General features: G+C 38.6%; 13 protein-coding genes. 3 read left to right on the top strand and 10 right to left on the bottom strand.

Annotated features, from left to right (window positions below; all coding sequences use genetic code 11):
• Positions 1–143: 143 nt before the first annotated feature.
• The 4 genes from QM408_RS00405 to QM408_RS00390 all read right to left on the bottom strand — a co-directional run bounded on the left by QM408_RS00405 (position 144) and on the right by QM408_RS00390 (position 6,034).
• A complete protein-coding gene (locus QM408_RS00405; protein ID WP_227326022.1) occupies positions 144–848 on the bottom strand; it encodes an MIP/aquaporin family protein in 705 nt (234 codons plus the stop codon).
• A 70-nt stretch (positions 849–918) separates the two neighbouring features.
• A complete protein-coding gene (gene glpO, locus QM408_RS00400; protein ID WP_153210232.1) occupies positions 919–2,745 on the bottom strand; it encodes a type 1 glycerol-3-phosphate oxidase in 1,827 nt (608 codons plus the stop codon).
• 193 nt (positions 2,746–2,938) lie between these two features.
• Positions 2,939–4,447, bottom strand: a complete 1,509-nt coding sequence (gene glpK, locus QM408_RS00395; RefSeq protein ID WP_084953116.1) for a glycerol kinase GlpK — start codon at positions 4,445–4,447, stop codon at positions 2,939–2,941.
• Between the two features lie 159 nt (positions 4,448–4,606).
• Positions 4,607–6,034: an AcpB/EbpR/MafR family transcriptional regulator gene (locus tag QM408_RS00390; RefSeq protein WP_414373202.1), complete on the bottom strand. Its 1,428-nt coding sequence runs from the start codon at positions 6,032–6,034 to the stop codon at positions 4,607–4,609.
• 164 nt (positions 6,035–6,198) lie between these two features.
• On the opposite strand from QM408_RS00390, the gene hslO reads away from it, so the two are divergent.
• From hslO to QM408_RS00375, 3 genes are read left to right on the top strand one after another with little or no spacing between them, the layout of a single operon-like run.
• Positions 6,199–7,071, top strand: a complete 873-nt coding sequence (gene hslO / locus QM408_RS00385) for an Hsp33 family molecular chaperone HslO (protein ID WP_000357854.1) — start codon at positions 6,199–6,201, stop codon at positions 7,069–7,071.
• On the top strand, positions 7,058–8,038 hold the full coding sequence (gene dusB / locus QM408_RS00380; protein WP_050972369.1) for a tRNA dihydrouridine synthase DusB: 981 nt from the start codon (positions 7,058–7,060) through the stop codon (positions 8,036–8,038). The genes hslO and dusB overlap by 14 nt, the downstream gene beginning before the upstream one ends.
• A 1-nt stretch (position 8,039) precedes the next feature.
• Positions 8,040–8,591, top strand: a complete 552-nt coding sequence (locus tag QM408_RS00375; RefSeq protein ID WP_261150238.1) for a cysteine hydrolase family protein — start codon at positions 8,040–8,042, stop codon at positions 8,589–8,591.
• A gap of 146 nt (positions 8,592–8,737) precedes the next feature.
• Here the strand turns inward: QM408_RS00375 and QM408_RS00370 are convergent, their stop codons facing one another.
• The 6 genes from QM408_RS00370 to QM408_RS00345 all read right to left on the bottom strand — a co-directional run bounded on the left by QM408_RS00370 (position 8,738) and on the right by QM408_RS00345 (position 15,800).
• Positions 8,738–11,005 carry an ABC transporter permease gene (locus QM408_RS00370; protein WP_049501959.1) on the bottom strand — a complete coding sequence of 756 codons (2,268 nt, stop codon included), beginning with the start codon at positions 11,003–11,005 and terminating at the stop codon, positions 8,738–8,740.
• Positions 11,002–11,679: an ABC transporter ATP-binding protein gene (locus tag QM408_RS00365; RefSeq protein WP_000614114.1), complete on the bottom strand. Its 678-nt coding sequence runs from the start codon at positions 11,677–11,679 to the stop codon at positions 11,002–11,004. The genes QM408_RS00370 and QM408_RS00365 overlap by 4 nt, the downstream gene beginning before the upstream one ends.
• Positions 11,680–11,687: 8 nt before the next feature.
• Positions 11,688–12,464 (bottom strand): AAA family ATPase, encoded by a 777-nt coding sequence (locus tag QM408_RS00360; RefSeq protein ID WP_049501960.1) that lies wholly within the window; start codon positions 12,462–12,464, stop codon positions 11,688–11,690.
• A 120-nt stretch (positions 12,465–12,584) separates the two neighbouring features.
• Positions 12,585–13,358 (bottom strand): AvrD family protein, encoded by a 774-nt coding sequence (locus QM408_RS00355; protein WP_261150241.1) that lies wholly within the window; start codon positions 13,356–13,358, stop codon positions 12,585–12,587.
• Between the two features lie 98 nt (positions 13,359–13,456).
• Positions 13,457–14,062, bottom strand: coding sequence for a response regulator transcription factor (locus tag QM408_RS00350; protein ID WP_023947315.1), 606 nt, complete (start codon positions 14,060–14,062; stop codon positions 13,457–13,459).
• The gene (locus tag QM408_RS00345) at positions 14,040–15,800 is read right to left on the bottom strand and encodes a sensor histidine kinase (protein ID WP_261029076.1); all 1,761 of its coding nucleotides are present in this window, start codon (positions 15,798–15,800) and stop codon (positions 14,040–14,042) included. The genes QM408_RS00350 and QM408_RS00345 overlap by 23 nt, the downstream gene beginning before the upstream one ends.
• Between the last annotated feature and the right edge of the window lie 70 nt (positions 15,801–15,870).

Below are 15,870 nucleotides of genomic sequence, written 5' to 3'. Positions count from 1 at the left end.
CTCCTATCTTAGTTGCCAACTTTGGAATTAAAATTTGATTTTTAATATTTTAGCATAAAATAGCAGAAAACAAAAGTGATGGTTTTTACATGAAAAAGCCTGAGATTTTCATCTCAAGCTTTTCAACATAATTGTTTTCTAGATTAGAAAAGCGAGAATACAAGCACGGCCAAGGCTGCACCAATAACAGGTCCCACAACTGGAATCCAAGCGTAAGACCAGTCTCCGTCTCCCTTGTTTGAAATTGGCAAAATGCTATGCATGATACGAGGTCCAAGGTCACGCGCAGGGTTCAAGGCAGAACCTGTTGTCCCACCTAGTGATAGAACGATACCGACAATCAAAGTTCCCACTGCGAAGGTTCCGATTCCTGCTTGAAGGTCATAAAGTCCCAAAGCAAAGATTGTCAATACCAATACAAAGGTGCCAAGGATTTCACTAATCAAGTTTGATACAGTATCTTTTATAGCTGGTCCAGTACTGAAGGTTGCCAGGATATTGCCTGCATTTTCTTCTGCCTCATAATGCGGTTTGAATTGCAACCAAACCAAAATCTGACCCAGCATAGCCCCTGCGAACTGAGCTAGGATGTATGGGAAAACGGAAGCCCAAGAGAGCGTTCCTTTTAAGGCCATCGCAAACGTTACAGCTGGATTTAGGTGGGCTGGGCTGAGCGTGCCAGATACAAAAGCCGCAACGGCTACAGCAATTCCCCAACCCATAGTAATCACAATCCAACCTGCATTGTTGCTCTTGGTTTTAGGAAGAACCACACCTGCAACAACACCATTTCCTAGAAGAATCAGGATTAAAGTCCCCAAAAATTCTCCAAATAATTCTTTCATCATATCGTTGTCTCCATTTTAAAGAAGGAGAGGGAAGGCAAGGAAGGCTTGTCTCCCTCTCTTCTAGTTTTTCTTAATTTTTCAATTCCGCTAGATCGTTGTTAGCAAGGGCTGCTTCAACATCCGCACGGTAAGTTGCTTTCTCGTCTTCTGTCCAGTCATAGAATCGTCCCATTTCATCTAAAACTGGCTCAACGATGCTATCCAAACTATCACGCATAAAGAGCATGTGGTTGGTACGACGAAGGAGGAAGTCAACTGGGCTAAGAGCCAACTCATTGCGCATTGCATAGTGAAGTGATAAAGTATCTGCCAAGCTGAGTCCTGGTGCTTGTTCTAAACTATGAGCAAGGGCAAAGACTTTCGGTACATTTGAACCATAGAGATTTGCGAGATAGTGAGCTTCCTTGCTATCCAATCCACGTGACACTCCAAGTTGCGCAAAGGCTTCGATTTCTGAATCAACATTTGCTGGGTTCAATTCCCCACCTGAAACAGGGTAAGTCTTAGAATTGATCAGTTTAAAGCTACGGTCAAATTCTGCTTTGAGGATGTCAACCACGCGCTCCATAGCTCCTTCAGCCATCTTACGGTAGTCTGTGATTTTACCACCAGCAAGGGTCAAGAGGCCATTGTCATCTCGGTCCAAGCTCGAACCACGTGAAACTGCAGATGGATCCAAATGCTTCTCAGAGGTACTGCTTTCAAGCTTGCTGACAGCAGACTCAACATCTTCACGCGTTTTTTCTTTAGAGAGATAAGATTCAACAGTCGCAATCAAGTTGTTAAAGCTTTCATCACTGATTGTACCGTTATTTCCTCCATTGTAGTCAGAAGCGCTATTGCCTGCGATCAATGGACGAAGACCTGCCCAGCTACTTTCAATATCATCAATGGTAATGTTGGCTTCTGGGAAGCGGTTGTTGACAATGCCAAGTAGATAATCCACATCTTCCTGAGTTACTTTTGGATGTTCCAAATCACCTGTGTAGTCTGTATCGGTTGTACCAAAGTAAGTCTTGTTTTCACGTGGGAGAACAAAGACCATACGGCCATCACCCAAACCTGTGTCAAAGTAAACTGGTTGTGAAACCTTGATCTTGCTTGAATCCACTACCAAGTGAACTCCCTTAGTTGGGCGCATTTGTGAGAATTGGGTTCCCTTATTAGACAAATTGCGTACTTTATCGCTCCAAGGACCTGTTGTGTTGATAACCAGACGAGCCTTGATTTCAAAGACTTGGTCTGTCAAGAGATCACGAGCTACAACACCTGTAATCTTGCCACTTTCGTCAAAGAGGAAACCTTCTGCCTTCACGTGGTTGGCAATGAGGGCACCGTCTTGGTTGGCACGTTTGATGTTTTCAATCACGAGACGGGCATCGTTGTTACGGAAGTCAAGGTAAACCCCACCTCCTACCAAGCCTTCTTTCTTCAAGTTTGGCTGGCGTTCCAAAACTTCTTCCTTGCTCAAAACCTTGTTAGCAGCTGGTGTGTTGTTAACTCCTGCCAAAAGGTCGTACAAGTCCATAGCTACTTTAAGACGGAAGAGGCTAAAGGTCGCTCCATCTTCATCGTAAACTGGTAAGAGCATTGGGTCTGGTTTTGGAATATGTGGTGCGATTTGTTGAACTACAGCACGTTCTGAAACTGTATCTGATACCACTTCTACGTCGAATTGTTTGAGGTAACGAAGACCGCCGTGAACCAATTTTGTTGAACGGCTGGATGTTCCTTCTGCGAAGTCCTGCATTTCAATCAAACCAGTATCTAGACCACTAGCTGCTGCCTGCAAGGCTACACCAGCCCCTGTAATTCCTCCACCGATAATCAAGAGGTCCAAGGTACGTTCCTGCATTTTTTGAATTGATAATTCACGTGTTTTCTTTGAAAATTCCATATTTACACACTTTCTAACTAAGTCGCTTTATTCTTCCAGTATTATACTCTTCGAAAATCTCTTCAAACCACGTCAGCGTCGCCTTACCGAATGTATGGTTACTGACTTCGTCAGTTTCATTTACAACCTCAAAGCAGTGCTTTGAGCAACCTGCGGCTAGCTTCCTAGTTTGCTCTTTGATTTTCATTGAGTATTAGTCATCGATTTCCGCAAAGACTTGCGTTGCTTTTACAGCCTTCTTCCAGCCCTTGTAGAGTTGTTCCTTGCGAGATTCGTTCATCGATGGCTCGAAGAGCTCTCCTGTCTCATTCAAGAGTTTCAACTCATCCAAGTCTTTCCAATAACCTACTGACAAACCTGCTAGGAAGGCTGCTCCTAGGGCTGTTGTTTCCAAGTTTTTGGCGCGTGCGATATCGATTCCCAAAATGTCAGCTTGGAACTGCATGAGGAAATTGTTCATAGCTGCACCACCGTCCACTTTCAAGACTTGAATAGCTGTCTGAGCATCCACTTGCATGGTGTCGATGATATCACGCACCTGATAAGCGATAGATTGCAAAGTCGCCTTAATAAAGTCTTCTTTAGTTGTTCCACGAGTTAAGCCAAAGACAGAACCGCGAGCGTTTTGGTTCCAGTATGGAGCACCTAGACCTGTAAATGCTGGAACGACATAAACTTCATCATTGTTGTGAGAATCACGAGCGTATTTTTCAGATTCTGGTGAATTTTCAACCATGCGAAGACCGTCACGAAGCCACTGAATGGCACTTCCTGCGATGAAGATAGAACCTTCCAAGGCATAGTAAACCTTGCCGTTAATTCCGTAACCAATCGTTGTCAAGAGGTTATTTTCAGACAACTGCATTTCTTCACCAGTATTCATGATGATGAAAGAGCCTGTTCCATAAGTATTCTTGACCATACCAGGCTCAAAGGCCAACTGTCCAAAGAGGGCTGCCTGTTGGTCACCAGCCATACCTGAGATTGGGACTTCTCCACCATAGAAATGGAATGGGGCTGTCTTACCGTAGATTTCAGAGTTAGAACGAACTTCCGGAAGCATAGCCTTAGGAATGTTGAGGATTTCCAAAATCTCATCATCCCATTTGAGTTCTTTAATGTTATAAAGCATGGTACGAGCTGCGTTTGAGTAGTCGGTCACGTGAGCCGCACCGTCAGTCAATTTCCAAACTAACCAAGTATCGATAGTACCAAAGAGCAATTCCCCTTTTTCTGCTCGCTCTTGAGCACCTTCAACATGATCCAAAATCCAACGAACCTTAGTCGCTGAGAAGTAAGCATCGATGATCAAACCAGTCTTTTCATGGAATTTTTCCACATAACCTTGGTTTTTTAGTTGCTCAGCTAAAGGGGCTGTTTGGCGAGACTGCCAAACGATAGCGTTGTAGATAGGGAGCCCTGTTTTCTTATCCCAGACAACAGTTGTTTCACGTTGGTTGGTAATTCCGATTGCTTCGATTTGACTTGGCTTGACACCACTTTCGATGAAAGCACCCGCAATAACTGACTGGACTGAGTTCCAAATTTCATTGGCATTGTGCTCTACCCAACCTGCCTGAGGGAAAATCTGGGTAAACTCTTTTTGACTCGAGCTGACCTTTTCTCCTTTTTTGTTGAAAATAATGGCACGAGAGCTTGTAGTCCCCTGGTCAATGGCCATGATGTATTTTTCTTGTGACATGTGCTGTCCTCCTGATAAAGATCTTGAGGATGTTTCCTCTTTACACTTACTAGTATACAAAATAAAGCGCTTTCTTGCTTATCAACTTTTTTTAATTTTTTAAAAAATGTGAGTAGATTGTGTGAATTTCACAAAAAAGACCTGGAACAACCAAGCCTTTTAAGTGAATAATAACTGACGAATCGCTGCCAAATCTTCCAAATCCAAGTCGTTTTTTAAATAATAAACTGGAGTCTGTTCCTTCTTATGAATCGGGTTATTGGTAACCAGCAAATCATAATGTCGAGTTCGGTCATAGGCTTCAATGGTAATAAAACGATTGTATTCCAAATACCGTTTCAAAATGGCTGCCATCCTTGAAAAGACAAGAAAACCTGATGTCAAATCCAAACCAATCCGCATATGCTGGCCACCATTTTCAGCCATATATTCAATTAACTGGAGCCATTCCCAGAGAATTTTCTTATCCAAATCCGTCCCCTGCTGAAAGGCAGGCAAGGCATGAAAAATCTCCTCTGCCGTTCCCCTAAAATCATGTTCCATCAAAAAATAAGGATGACGATTCTCTAACTGGTACTTATAGCGGTCCTGTAAGATATAGCCCTTGTAGAGATAAATTTGACCACAAAGCTGGCTGAGTTCATAGGTGACATGGTCCTCTGTGTAGTCCCCCAGCAGCTCCTCCTTCTTCATCTCTTGAATCAATTGCGTCAGCAAATCGGCTAATTGCCCTCCAAAACCAAGGATATACTCCATAGTATGAAGGGGCAAGATACGATGGGAAAGGAGAAATGAAAAGAATACCATCATCTCACCATCCTCAGTTCCTAGAGGGATATGTTGCCCAGCAAAAAAGGACGGAGCCTTTCTCAGCAAACGAAGGTAGAAAATATTGTCAAAATACCCTCGCATTTTTTCTTCTATGACTTGAAACTGACAGGCGTTAACCCGAAGGCGCTGTTGACTGATGTGAACCCAGAGAACCAAGTCCAGTTTCTGACCTGAAGACAAGCTAGCACCGCAGATTTCTTCTAAGCTGGCAATCTCCTGCTTTCTCTCTGGCTTCTGCATATGTCCTTCCCATTCCTGACTCGACCACAACTTGCGAAAAAGACAGAAATAGAAATAGCGAATCTGATGCTCCGGACCTCGCCAACGGCCATTTTGGATGGATAAGTCAAACTCTGACAAAATCTGATTTAGACTAGCTAAGTGGCGACCAAGCGTGGCCTCGCTAATCATCAATTCTTGAGCCAACTGATGAGCTAGAAACTGTTGGTGATAGAGAAGGTAAACCAAAATTTGGTACTTAATGGCATTGTCTAGAAACAAGCTCCGAATCTCTCTCCCCTTGGTAGCTGCACCAATCGACAAGCGCAGATTTTCATCTTCCAAGTGGATGGTCAGCTCTAATCCTCTTTCCAAGGCATTTTCGTTAATCAGAGAGATATACTTGGTTAAGGTCGCCTTTGAAAAACCTGTTTCTTCCATGGCTTCCTTGACTGTTGTCTGCGAATCTTGTAATAGAAAGGAAAGGATTGAAAATTGGCCAGATTCAGCCTTTTCCATCAAGTCTCCTAAATACATTTGTTACCCCTTTCATTTTCTTCCTTTAGAATAACACAAAACTTAAAAATGATGAAATAATCTGTTTCTCTTTTTATTTTCATGCTGATTTCCTGGTCCATTATCCTAAAAATCAGCAAACACACGGCTCCCCCTTTGGGCATTTTTATGCTAAAATAGTAGCTATGGATAAAATTATTAAAACTATATCAGAAAGTGGAGCCTTTCGTGCTTTTGTCCTTGACAGCACGGAAACCGTCCGCACTGCTCAAGAAAAACACCAAACCCAAGCTAGCTCAACTGTAGCACTTGGTCGAACTCTTATCGCCAGCCAGATTCTCGCAGCCAATGAAAAAGGAAATACAAAACTTACAGTTAAGGTGCTGGGATCTAGCTCTCTAGGTGCTATCATCACCGTCGCTGATACCAAGGGGAATGTCAAAGGCTATGTTCAAAATCCTGGCGTTGACATCAAAAAGACTGCAACTGGTGAAGTTCTAGTTGGACCTTTTGTCGGAAATGGTCAATTTCTCGTTATCACAGACTACGGTACTGGAAACCCTTACAACTCTATGACTCCTCTCATCTCTGGAGAAATCGGTGAAGACCTTGCCTTTTACCTGACTGAAAGCCAACAGACCCCTTCTGCAGTCGGCCTCAATGTCCTTTTAGACGAAGAAGACAAGGTCAAGGTTGCAGGTGGTTTCCTAGTCCAAGTCTTACCAGGAGCCAAGGAAGAAGAGATTGCTCGCTTTGAAAAACGCATCCAAGAAATGCCAGCTATCTCGACTCTTCTAGAGAGTGAAGACCATATTGAAGCCCTCCTCAAGGCTATCTACGGCGACGAGGCCTACAAGCGTCTTTCTGAAGAAGAAATCCGTTTCCAATGTGACTGTAGCCATGAGCGCTTTATGAACGCTCTTGCTAGCCTTCCAAGCTCAGACTTGCAGGAAATGAAAGAGGAAGACCACGGAGCAGAAATCACTTGTCAATTCTGCCAAACTACTTACAACTTTGATGAAAACGACCTGGAGGAACTCATTCGTGACAAATCTTAATACACCTTTTATGATTGGCAATGTTGAGATTCCCAATCGTACCGTTTTAGCACCCATGGCTGGCGTGACCAACTCAGCCTTTCGTACTATCGCAAAAGAGCTTGGAGCTGGACTCGTTGTAATGGAAATGGTCTCTGACAAGGGAATCCAATACAACAATGAAAAAACCCTGCACATGCTTCATATCGATGAAGGTGAAAACCCTGTTTCTATCCAACTTTTTGGTAGTGATGAAGACAGCCTAGCGCGCGCAGCAGAATTCATCCAAGAAAATACCAAGACCGATATAGTCGATATCAACATGGGCTGCCCAGTTAACAAAATCGTGAAAAACGAAGCTGGCGCTATGTGGCTCAAGGATCCAGACAAGATTTACTCTATCATCAACAAGGTTCAGTCTGTCCTTGATATTCCCCTCACCGTCAAGATGCGTACCGGCTGGGCCGACCCATCTCTGGCAGTAGAAAATGCCCTCGCTGCTGAGGCAGCAGGTGTTTCTGCCCTCGCTATGCATGGCCGTACCCGTGAGCAAATGTATACAGGTCACGCAGACCTTGAGACCTTGCACGACGTAGCTCAAGCTCTGACCAAGATTCCCTTCATCGCCAACGGTGACATCCGTACAGTTCAAGAAGCCAAGCAACGCATCGAAGAAGTCGGTGCTGATGCAGTTATGATTGGCCGCGCTGCCATGGGAAATCCTTACCTCTTCAACCAAATCAATCATTACTTTGAAACAGGAGAAATCCTACCTGATTTGACCTTTGAAGACAAGATGAAAATCGCCTACGAACACTTGAAACGCTTGATTAACCTCAAAGGGGAAAACGTCGCAGTTCGTGAATTCCGTGGCCTCGCTCCTCACTACCTTCGTGGAACATCTGGCGCAGCTAAACTCCGTGGAGCCATTTCACAAGCTAGCACCCTAGCAGAGATTGAAGCCCTCTTGCAATTGGAGAAAGCTTAAAATGGTTCATACTGCTCTACTGGTTATCGATATGCAAAAAGCATTTGATAGACCTATCTGGGGAGAACGAAATAACCCTCAAGCTGAACTTCAAGCATTGAGGATACTGGCATACTTTCGTAAACACGCTCTTCCAGTCTTACACGTTCAACACATATCTGACAATCCCCAATCACAATTTCACAACAAACAAAATCAGGTGTTTAAAACTGGCTTTGAACCGGTTACCTCAGAACCTGTCTTTCAAAAAACGGTTAATAGCGCCTTTATTGGAACAAATCTTGAAACCTATTTACGAAAAAATCAGATTGGTCATTTAGTCCTTGTTGGTTTGACCCTGCCTCATTGTGTATCTACTACGACACGAATGGCAGCAAATCTTGGTTTTGAAGTCACTTTACTAGCAGATGCTACTGCCAGTTTTACCCTATCTAACAAAAACGGTCAGTCCATCTCTCCTGAGACTATCCATGAGATTAATCTCCTTTCTCTACAAGATGAGTTTGCTCAAATTCTTACTACAGAAGAATTTTTAACCCAAGTACAAGTATAAAAGAATCCGTCAACTCTTATTTGAGCTGACGGATTTTGAATACAGTAATGTAGTGAACCAATACACAAATAGGTAAATTTGGACCTTAGAACTGATGATTAACAATTATTCATAAATGTCTATAGATTCCCTCAGAACTGACCATACTAGTCTACCCCCTTTAGAGCACTAATCATATCAATCTTTCTCATACGAAGACTAATAAAATAAGCAGTCCCTAAAGATGTAAACCAAACCAATAACGTAGCAGAAGCAAGGACATACATACTGACATAAGCGGTATACTCAATTCGAATTGTCGAAAATGTTGCTACATATTCTTTCAAAAACCATATTCCTAAAGGAATTCCTGCTAGCCACCCAATAAAGGTAGTCAGTATAGTCTCAAAAAGAGTCACCATCTGTAGATATTGATTAGAAAATCCTAATACTTGCAATGTAGCATAGTCTCTCATTCTCTCTACAAAGTTTAAAGAACCCAGATTATAGAGAACAATAATAACAAGTAATAAGGCAAAGCCAATAATCATTAGAAATACACTCATCAAACTAGATACAAAATCATAGGCATTTTTTTCTTGGCTCCCTTTTTCAATGACAGATAGAACACCTTTGTCTTGCTTAATAGTATCTTCGTCCACCTCCGGCCCAACTAATAAAGTATGTGGAGTAAAATCTCCCCCTGCTTTTTCAAAGACTCTAGCATGAAGATAGGCCCCTTGATTGGTTTCACTTGTGACAATCCCTTTTACTTCAAACTTGTAAGTATGACCATCTTGATAGGGAGTCACATTTAAAAAATCTCCGACTTTAATACCTGCTAAACGGGCAAATGATCTAGTTACATACAAACCATCATCTTTCAAAGAATCCGCACTCTCTGTTTTTGCTTGGATCATATCTCCATCATCAAATATAATCAATAAACGATTGTAGCCATCATCTGGATTAAAATGTGCCTGTGAAATTTGTACACCTTGCCCACCATATCTAGACTTAGAAGATGTATAATCAGCTACGGTCAGTCGTTTTGAATAAGAAAAATCTTCATTGTATGCCTTATCAACAAGATGATTCATGGACACAGGCATACCAATTCCAGCAATCAGTAACATCATACTTCCTGCAACTCCCACGATTCCCATCAAAACTCGAATACGATTAAACGAGGCATCACGAATTGCCCATCTAGAAGGATAAGAAATTCGTTGCCAGATAGAGGAAAATCTTTCCACAAAAACAGATTTAGCAACTTTTTCTTTACCTCTTAAAAATATTGCTGGTAAGCCTCTAGCTGACTCTCTAGAAGCTAAATAGGCAGCTAAAACACAAATAATAATGACCACAATACCAACGACTATTGATGAAGATGAATAAGAGATTTGCCAATTTGGAAGTGTAAACATTGACTTTTGAGTTTCTAGTACAAACCATGACATCAAGGGAGAAATAGCAAAGCCTGCGAAACTTCCTAATAAACTTACTACTAAGCCAAATAAAATATAATGTAAACTGATAGCCTGATTTGAAAAGCCTAGAGCCTTTAATACAGCAATCTCTTTTGTTTGGCCATCAATCAAACGCTGAATGGTTGTAAACATAGCCAAAATAGCTAACAAAATAAAGATAAAAGAAAATAAGTAAGATAAGTTTCTAATTTGCCCAACTCGATCGGTAGCTTCTGATATTTCAGTTAAACTTTTTTGATCTTGATAAGAAACTAAATCGCCCCCAAAAATAGACTCTAAATCTCCTCGCAAATCTACCTTAGAACCATAAATTTCTAAGACATTATCTGACGATAAACCCAGAATTCCTTTTGCAATTTCATTATCTGCAATATAACCATAGGCATCATTGTCAGGATTTGGAGCGATATATTCCATGCTACCTGTGAAATAAATCTTATCTGTGGCCTGAACAAATCCTACAATTTCTAAATCTATCTGTTTCCCCCTTGATGAAATAGAAATTGAATCTCCAATCTGTAAATGATTCTTCTTCGCATAATTCCCATCAATCCAAATCGAATCTTGTTTTCCTTCAGAAAAAGAACTTCCTTCTGTTACTGTAACCAGTTGATTATCTGTAATCGTTTCAAGATTGATTCGTCCGTCAGTCTTGTCTAAACGAACAATATTAGCAAATCCTTTCTTTTTACTGATAACTTTTTCAACAGAAGATAATAGTTCAACCTGCTTAATTTTTGATTCATCAATTTGTCTCGCTTGAACCCAAACAACAGGAAGTTCAGATTGTTTCAAATAACTCTCTAGACTCTTTTCAAGTCCATGCCAAGCTCCTTGTAGCCCTACAAAGATTAATACACTTAATAGAGACATCAGAAAAACAGAGAAAAATTGTTGCCAATTTTGCCGAAGATCTCTTAATAATTTTATATGAAGATACCTCATCCCAGCACCTCTTCATTATTCTCTATTTTTTCAATACTTCCATCTTTCAAATATATAACTCGATCTGCAAATTTAGCAAACTCTCTATTATGTGTAACCATTACAACTGCAGCATTCCCATTTCTAGAAACTTCCTTCAATAAAGTTAAAATACTATCACCTGTCTTTGAATCTAACGCTCCTGTAGGTTCATCACACAATAATAGACTAGGTTCTTTAGCCAATGCCCTTGCAATTGATACACGTTGCATTTCACCTCCAGAAAGTTGATTAGGAAAATTATTTTTTCTATGAAGTAAACCAACTTGATCTAAATACATATCAATTTCTTTATTGTTTTTCACTAAATTTGCTGCAATACCTATATTCTCCTTGGCTGTTAAACTTGGAACTAAGTTATAAAATTGAAAAACAAAACCAATTTTATCTTTTCGATAAGCAGATAATTCCTTGTCCGTAAACTTTGTTACTAGTTCCTCATCAAATATAAAGGTTCCTGATGTCGCACGATCCATCCCACCAAGTAAATTTAGTAACGTACTTTTCCCTGAACCTGATGGACCTAAAATAACTGTAAATTTCCCTTTCTCAATAGAAAAACTAACTTGATCTAAAGCACGAACTTCTTGCTCTCCTACCTTATAAATCTTACTAATATTTTGAAACTGAATCATACATACTCCTAATATCTTGTCATAAATTTTATTTTTTCCTTTAATGTAGGCTCTTCATACTGTTCTATGATACGTTTAGATACTGCTTCCCTGTTTTCTCGTATAACCTTTTCAGCTAAGGAAATAGCCTCATCTACTGAAACAACTATTGGCAACTCATAATGTTGAATGATCTGATTTAACCGTTCTTTCTGACTACCTTTGACACAATAAGGTGTCAGACCCAAATTCCTATAAGCTTCATATAATTCCTCATCTGATAAATTTCGATACTCTTCAGATACTGGTCTATGCCCATCTGGATCCATTGCAAACTCTACTGGTAAATGAACAACATCTGTATACCACAGTTTCGCATGATTCTTAGAGACAACCCCATAAGCAGTCAAATATTTTTTGAAAAATCGTCGACCCGGAATACCTAAAATAGATTTCATCAATCGATGAATGAATGCTGATCCTGGATTAATTCCTACCCTCATTCGAACAGTACCGTAAATCCATTCATTCAATACTGAACCATCTGATAGAAAACTTCCATGTTCCTTGTATAAAATTCCTTCTGTACGAATTCTCTCCTCAAAACGCTTTAGCCCTAGTGCCATTAATTCAGTTGATGACATATCCTGAAATCTTCTGCCAGGATATAAATCTGTCAAAATTTCCCTCGCAGACAAAGCGTCGATTAAGGGAAGTCCCGTTGCAATCGAAAGAGCTGTAGCAGTTGTTGTCTTACCTGTAGAATAAGTTCCCGATATGACTAACCTTAATTCTCTATTTCCCATCACTGTCCCCCTCCATCAGGTAATTTTTGAGCTATTTTACTTTTAAAGACTACCTTATGATCTATATCATATCCTGACATTTCGTAGACTTTCCAATGTTCTTCTCTAATTTTTAACAATCTATTTTTTTGAAACACTACCACTAAGCTCTACTACTCCGTTCAAAATTGGTGAATTCAAGTCTGCACTCACTTGCTTCATCCACATGGTATTGCTCTCTTCTCGAGATATCTCTTCTATATGGTAGGCTAACATCTCTGCCATTTGAGAAAAAATAATCAGAAGCTCTAACAAACTATAATAATTCTTTTCTAGACTACCTACACCACTATATTCAATATCTTTGATTAATACTTGCTCTGCTTTACAAGATATACTACTATCTGAAAACTCAACATCGTATATATCATGTTGTCTATCTCTTAAATGCGTTGATAAAAAATCTCTACCTTGTTCTCCTATAGCAGCTACATTTTCCATACATTCTAATAATTGATATCCTAAACAAACTTTCATATCCATTACCAAGCAATCAAATTCAATCACTTGGTTCGTCATTTTGAAATTTTGTAATTCTAATTTTAAATTTACCAATTCTTCTATAGCTTTTATCCCTGACTTTATCTCAAAATGGCTTAACCTATACTGATTTAATCTCACTCCCATTCTTTTCAGTATTTCACTTCCAAATAAATGAGCTAATACTATTCCATCTAATGTACTCAGGTGTTGCTGTATGATTTCAGATTGTTTACTAGACCACAAACCTTCTTGATGAAGAGACCCAACTCCTTCTAAAATATTTTTCAACTTAACTTCATAAGTCGTCTTCTTATGCCCTCTGCCAAAATAACGATTTTTATTGTCTCCAAGTAAATAATCTACTGTTAGCATATACTTCTCCAATCTTTTAAACTGACTCTATCTTAAACAAAAAAAGACAAGAAAGAATCCGTAATTTACGAAAACCTTCTTGCCTTTTTAGTATAAAATTATAAAGATACTAGATTTAATCGAATAGCCTCACGTACAGCTCCAACTCTACTCGTCACTCCCAACTTTGAACAAATATTTGAAACATGGGTATCCACTGTTCTCCTGCTGACAAATAAACTATTTGCTATCTTTTCATTAGAATATTCTTTTACAATCAGTTCCAATACACTTAACTCCGTATCTGTCAATAGATTATTTTCTTGCTTTTCTAACAAACCATCTGGAATAACGTGATTTCCCTTATAAACAGCATAAATTGCACTTTTAACATCCAAATAAGAACTTTCTTTGGGTAAAAAAGCTTGAATCCCAAAATCCATCGCTCTCTTATGTAACAAAGTGTCATAAAATCCTGATAAAAGAACTATCTTGGGAACTGTATTCAGAAATCTATTTATTTGACTAATAACATCAAATGCCGTTACTCCTTTCAACATAAAATCCATAACTAGCACATCTACCTTTTCATTCTTAAGACAGAGAAGTAAATCTGCTACTTCTGTATAGGAACCAACAATTTTAAAATCATCTTCCTTTAAAAAATAGTTCTCCAATCCTTGTAATACTAAACTGTGATCATCAATCAAAACCAAACGAATCATTTTTCTTCCCTTCTATAGGTATCCGTATCTTCACACTTGTAGGTTCTATATTTATCTGAACAGTTCCCCCCAATAAATGAACCTTCTCTACAATTCTATTTAAACCAAAATGATGTTCATTAGACTGATAGTTTCCCTTAAAAATACCATCATCTATAACTTCAATTGATAAAATCTTTTCTTTTGTAGATAAATCTACAGTAATTTCTCTAGCATTCCCATGAAGAATACTATTATTTACTAGTTCTTTAACTGTCCTTAATACAAACGTGCCCACTTTATCGTTAACTTTTTCTTCATCTATTGAAAAAGTTGTCATAATCGAAACAGTTTCCATCTTCATGAATTGGTTTAATATGCTAGTAATAGATTCTTTCAACCCTAATTCATGCACCATTAAAGGATAGATATTGGAACATAAATCTCTTAATTCAAAAACAATATCATCCAACATCTCTAATAAAGCTCCCCTATTAATGTGTTCACTAATTTCTAACTGCTTTTTATAATAAATAACCTTCTGAATTGTAGTATCATGTATAAACGTTGCAATTTCTTCCCTCTCTAATTCAGTAGCTACAAAAGTATGAAAACTACTAAAGATTCCCTCCATTTTATGGCTAATCAACATCATTTTCCTTATTTCAGGTAACAAAGCTAGCGAAAAAAGAAAAGTGTAAAGAACGAAAAAAATTGGAGAAAATTCTCTTAATAACAGACTAAAAAGAATAATTAGACTAGTAAAAAAAACGGAAAATATCAAGTTATATATGAATGGATTCCACTTCCAAGCAACATATATCATTCGCTCTAGTATCAAGTTATTCACAATAGAGAACAAAATAAGCAACAATAGAGGAATACTATAAATAAACGAAACTTCCTTACCAATCGGAAAAATATATCCAAAAAATAGAGGAAATAAGGCCAGAACTGCTAAAAATAAGGTATGAATTGGCAGCATTTCTCTTCTCTGATAGTAATTTATAAGCATCTTTAACAGTAGGATAACTAAAAAGAAAAATACTAAATAAAATACTCCCCTAGAAAAAAAGATGGTTAAAAAATCAATGGGCTGTATAAGATTATAAACATACAAAAGTTGAGTTATGAGTGAATAGCTCAGTATAATACGAGAAAAGTTAGAAATGGTTGAACCTTTTATCTTTAAGACTAACACTCTAATGAAGATATCCATGAATAATGGAAATAAAGTCAAGTATGAAATTAATAGACTACGACCAAATACATCTCCTATACTTGATGGAATAATCGATAATAACATCAGACTAGTATAAATAATAAAATAAAAATATCGTTTCCCAGTTTTTCCTCTACTTCTGCCTTTTATGTATAATCGAAATAACAGTAGAATCAGAAAAGCAATGATTGATAAAACAAGAAAGATAATTTGGCTTGATTTCCCAGATTCTATTATTAAAGTCTTTGAAATGCCTCTATCTAACACTGTCACAGAATGAAGCGGTTCAACAATTAAAAATCGAGATAATGAGAAATTACTATCTGGACTCTGACCGTCTATTTGTATAATCGATGCCCCTATTATCTCTTGATGATTTGCAAAGCTTCCCAGATTATGGACTTGTCTAACTATCCACTCATTATCATGTTTATCTACGGTGATTCCACTGTACGTTCGGTTAAAAATTGAAAACAAAAAATAAAGAAAGAAAATAAATAACAAAACCAAAGAAAATCGAAACATTTTTGACTTCATTGTTTGTAACACTCCACATTTCACTTGATATTGATGTTTATTCTACCATTTTTTCATTCAATAAGACAGG

This window comes from Streptococcus mitis (assembly GCF_047464965.1).
GTDB classification, from domain to species: Bacteria; Bacillota; Bacilli; order Lactobacillales; family Streptococcaceae; genus Streptococcus; species Streptococcus mitis_DU.
This window is presented reverse-complemented; position numbering and strand designations above follow the sequence as displayed.

Coding starts and splice junctions, on each gene's coding strand:
- QM408_RS00350 (WP_023947315.1), bottom strand. CDS start 14,062: ATGATTCGTTTGGTTTTGATTGATGATCACAGTTTAGTATTACAAGGA.
- QM408_RS00405 (WP_227326022.1), bottom strand. CDS start 848: ATGATGAAAGAATTATTTGGAGAATTTTTGGGGACTTTAATCCTGATT.
- QM408_RS00390 (WP_414373202.1), bottom strand. CDS start 6,034: ATGTATTTAGGAGACTTGATGGAAAAGGCTGAATCTGGCCAATTTTCA.
- QM408_RS00375 (WP_261150238.1), top strand. CDS start 8,040: ATGGTTCATACTGCTCTACTGGTTATCGATATGCAAAAAGCATTTGAT.
- glpK (WP_084953116.1), bottom strand. CDS start 4,447: ATGTCACAAGAAAAATACATCATGGCCATTGACCAGGGGACTACAAGC.
- glpO (WP_153210232.1), bottom strand. CDS start 2,745: ATGGAATTTTCAAAGAAAACACGTGAATTATCAATTCAAAAAATGCAG.
- hslO (WP_000357854.1), top strand. CDS start 6,199: ATGGATAAAATTATTAAAACTATATCAGAAAGTGGAGCCTTTCGTGCT.
- QM408_RS00365 (WP_000614114.1), bottom strand. CDS start 11,679: ATGATTCAGTTTCAAAATATTAGTAAGATTTATAAGGTAGGAGAGCAA.
- QM408_RS00355 (WP_261150241.1), bottom strand. CDS start 13,358: ATGCTAACAGTAGATTATTTACTTGGAGACAATAAAAATCGTTATTTT.
- QM408_RS00345 (WP_261029076.1), bottom strand. CDS start 15,800: ATGAAGTCAAAAATGTTTCGATTTTCTTTGGTTTTGTTATTTATTTTC.
- QM408_RS00370 (WP_049501959.1), bottom strand. CDS start 11,005: ATGAGGTATCTTCATATAAAATTATTAAGAGATCTTCGGCAAAATTGG.
- QM408_RS00360 (WP_049501960.1), bottom strand. CDS start 12,464: ATGGGAAATAGAGAATTAAGGTTAGTCATATCGGGAACTTATTCTACA.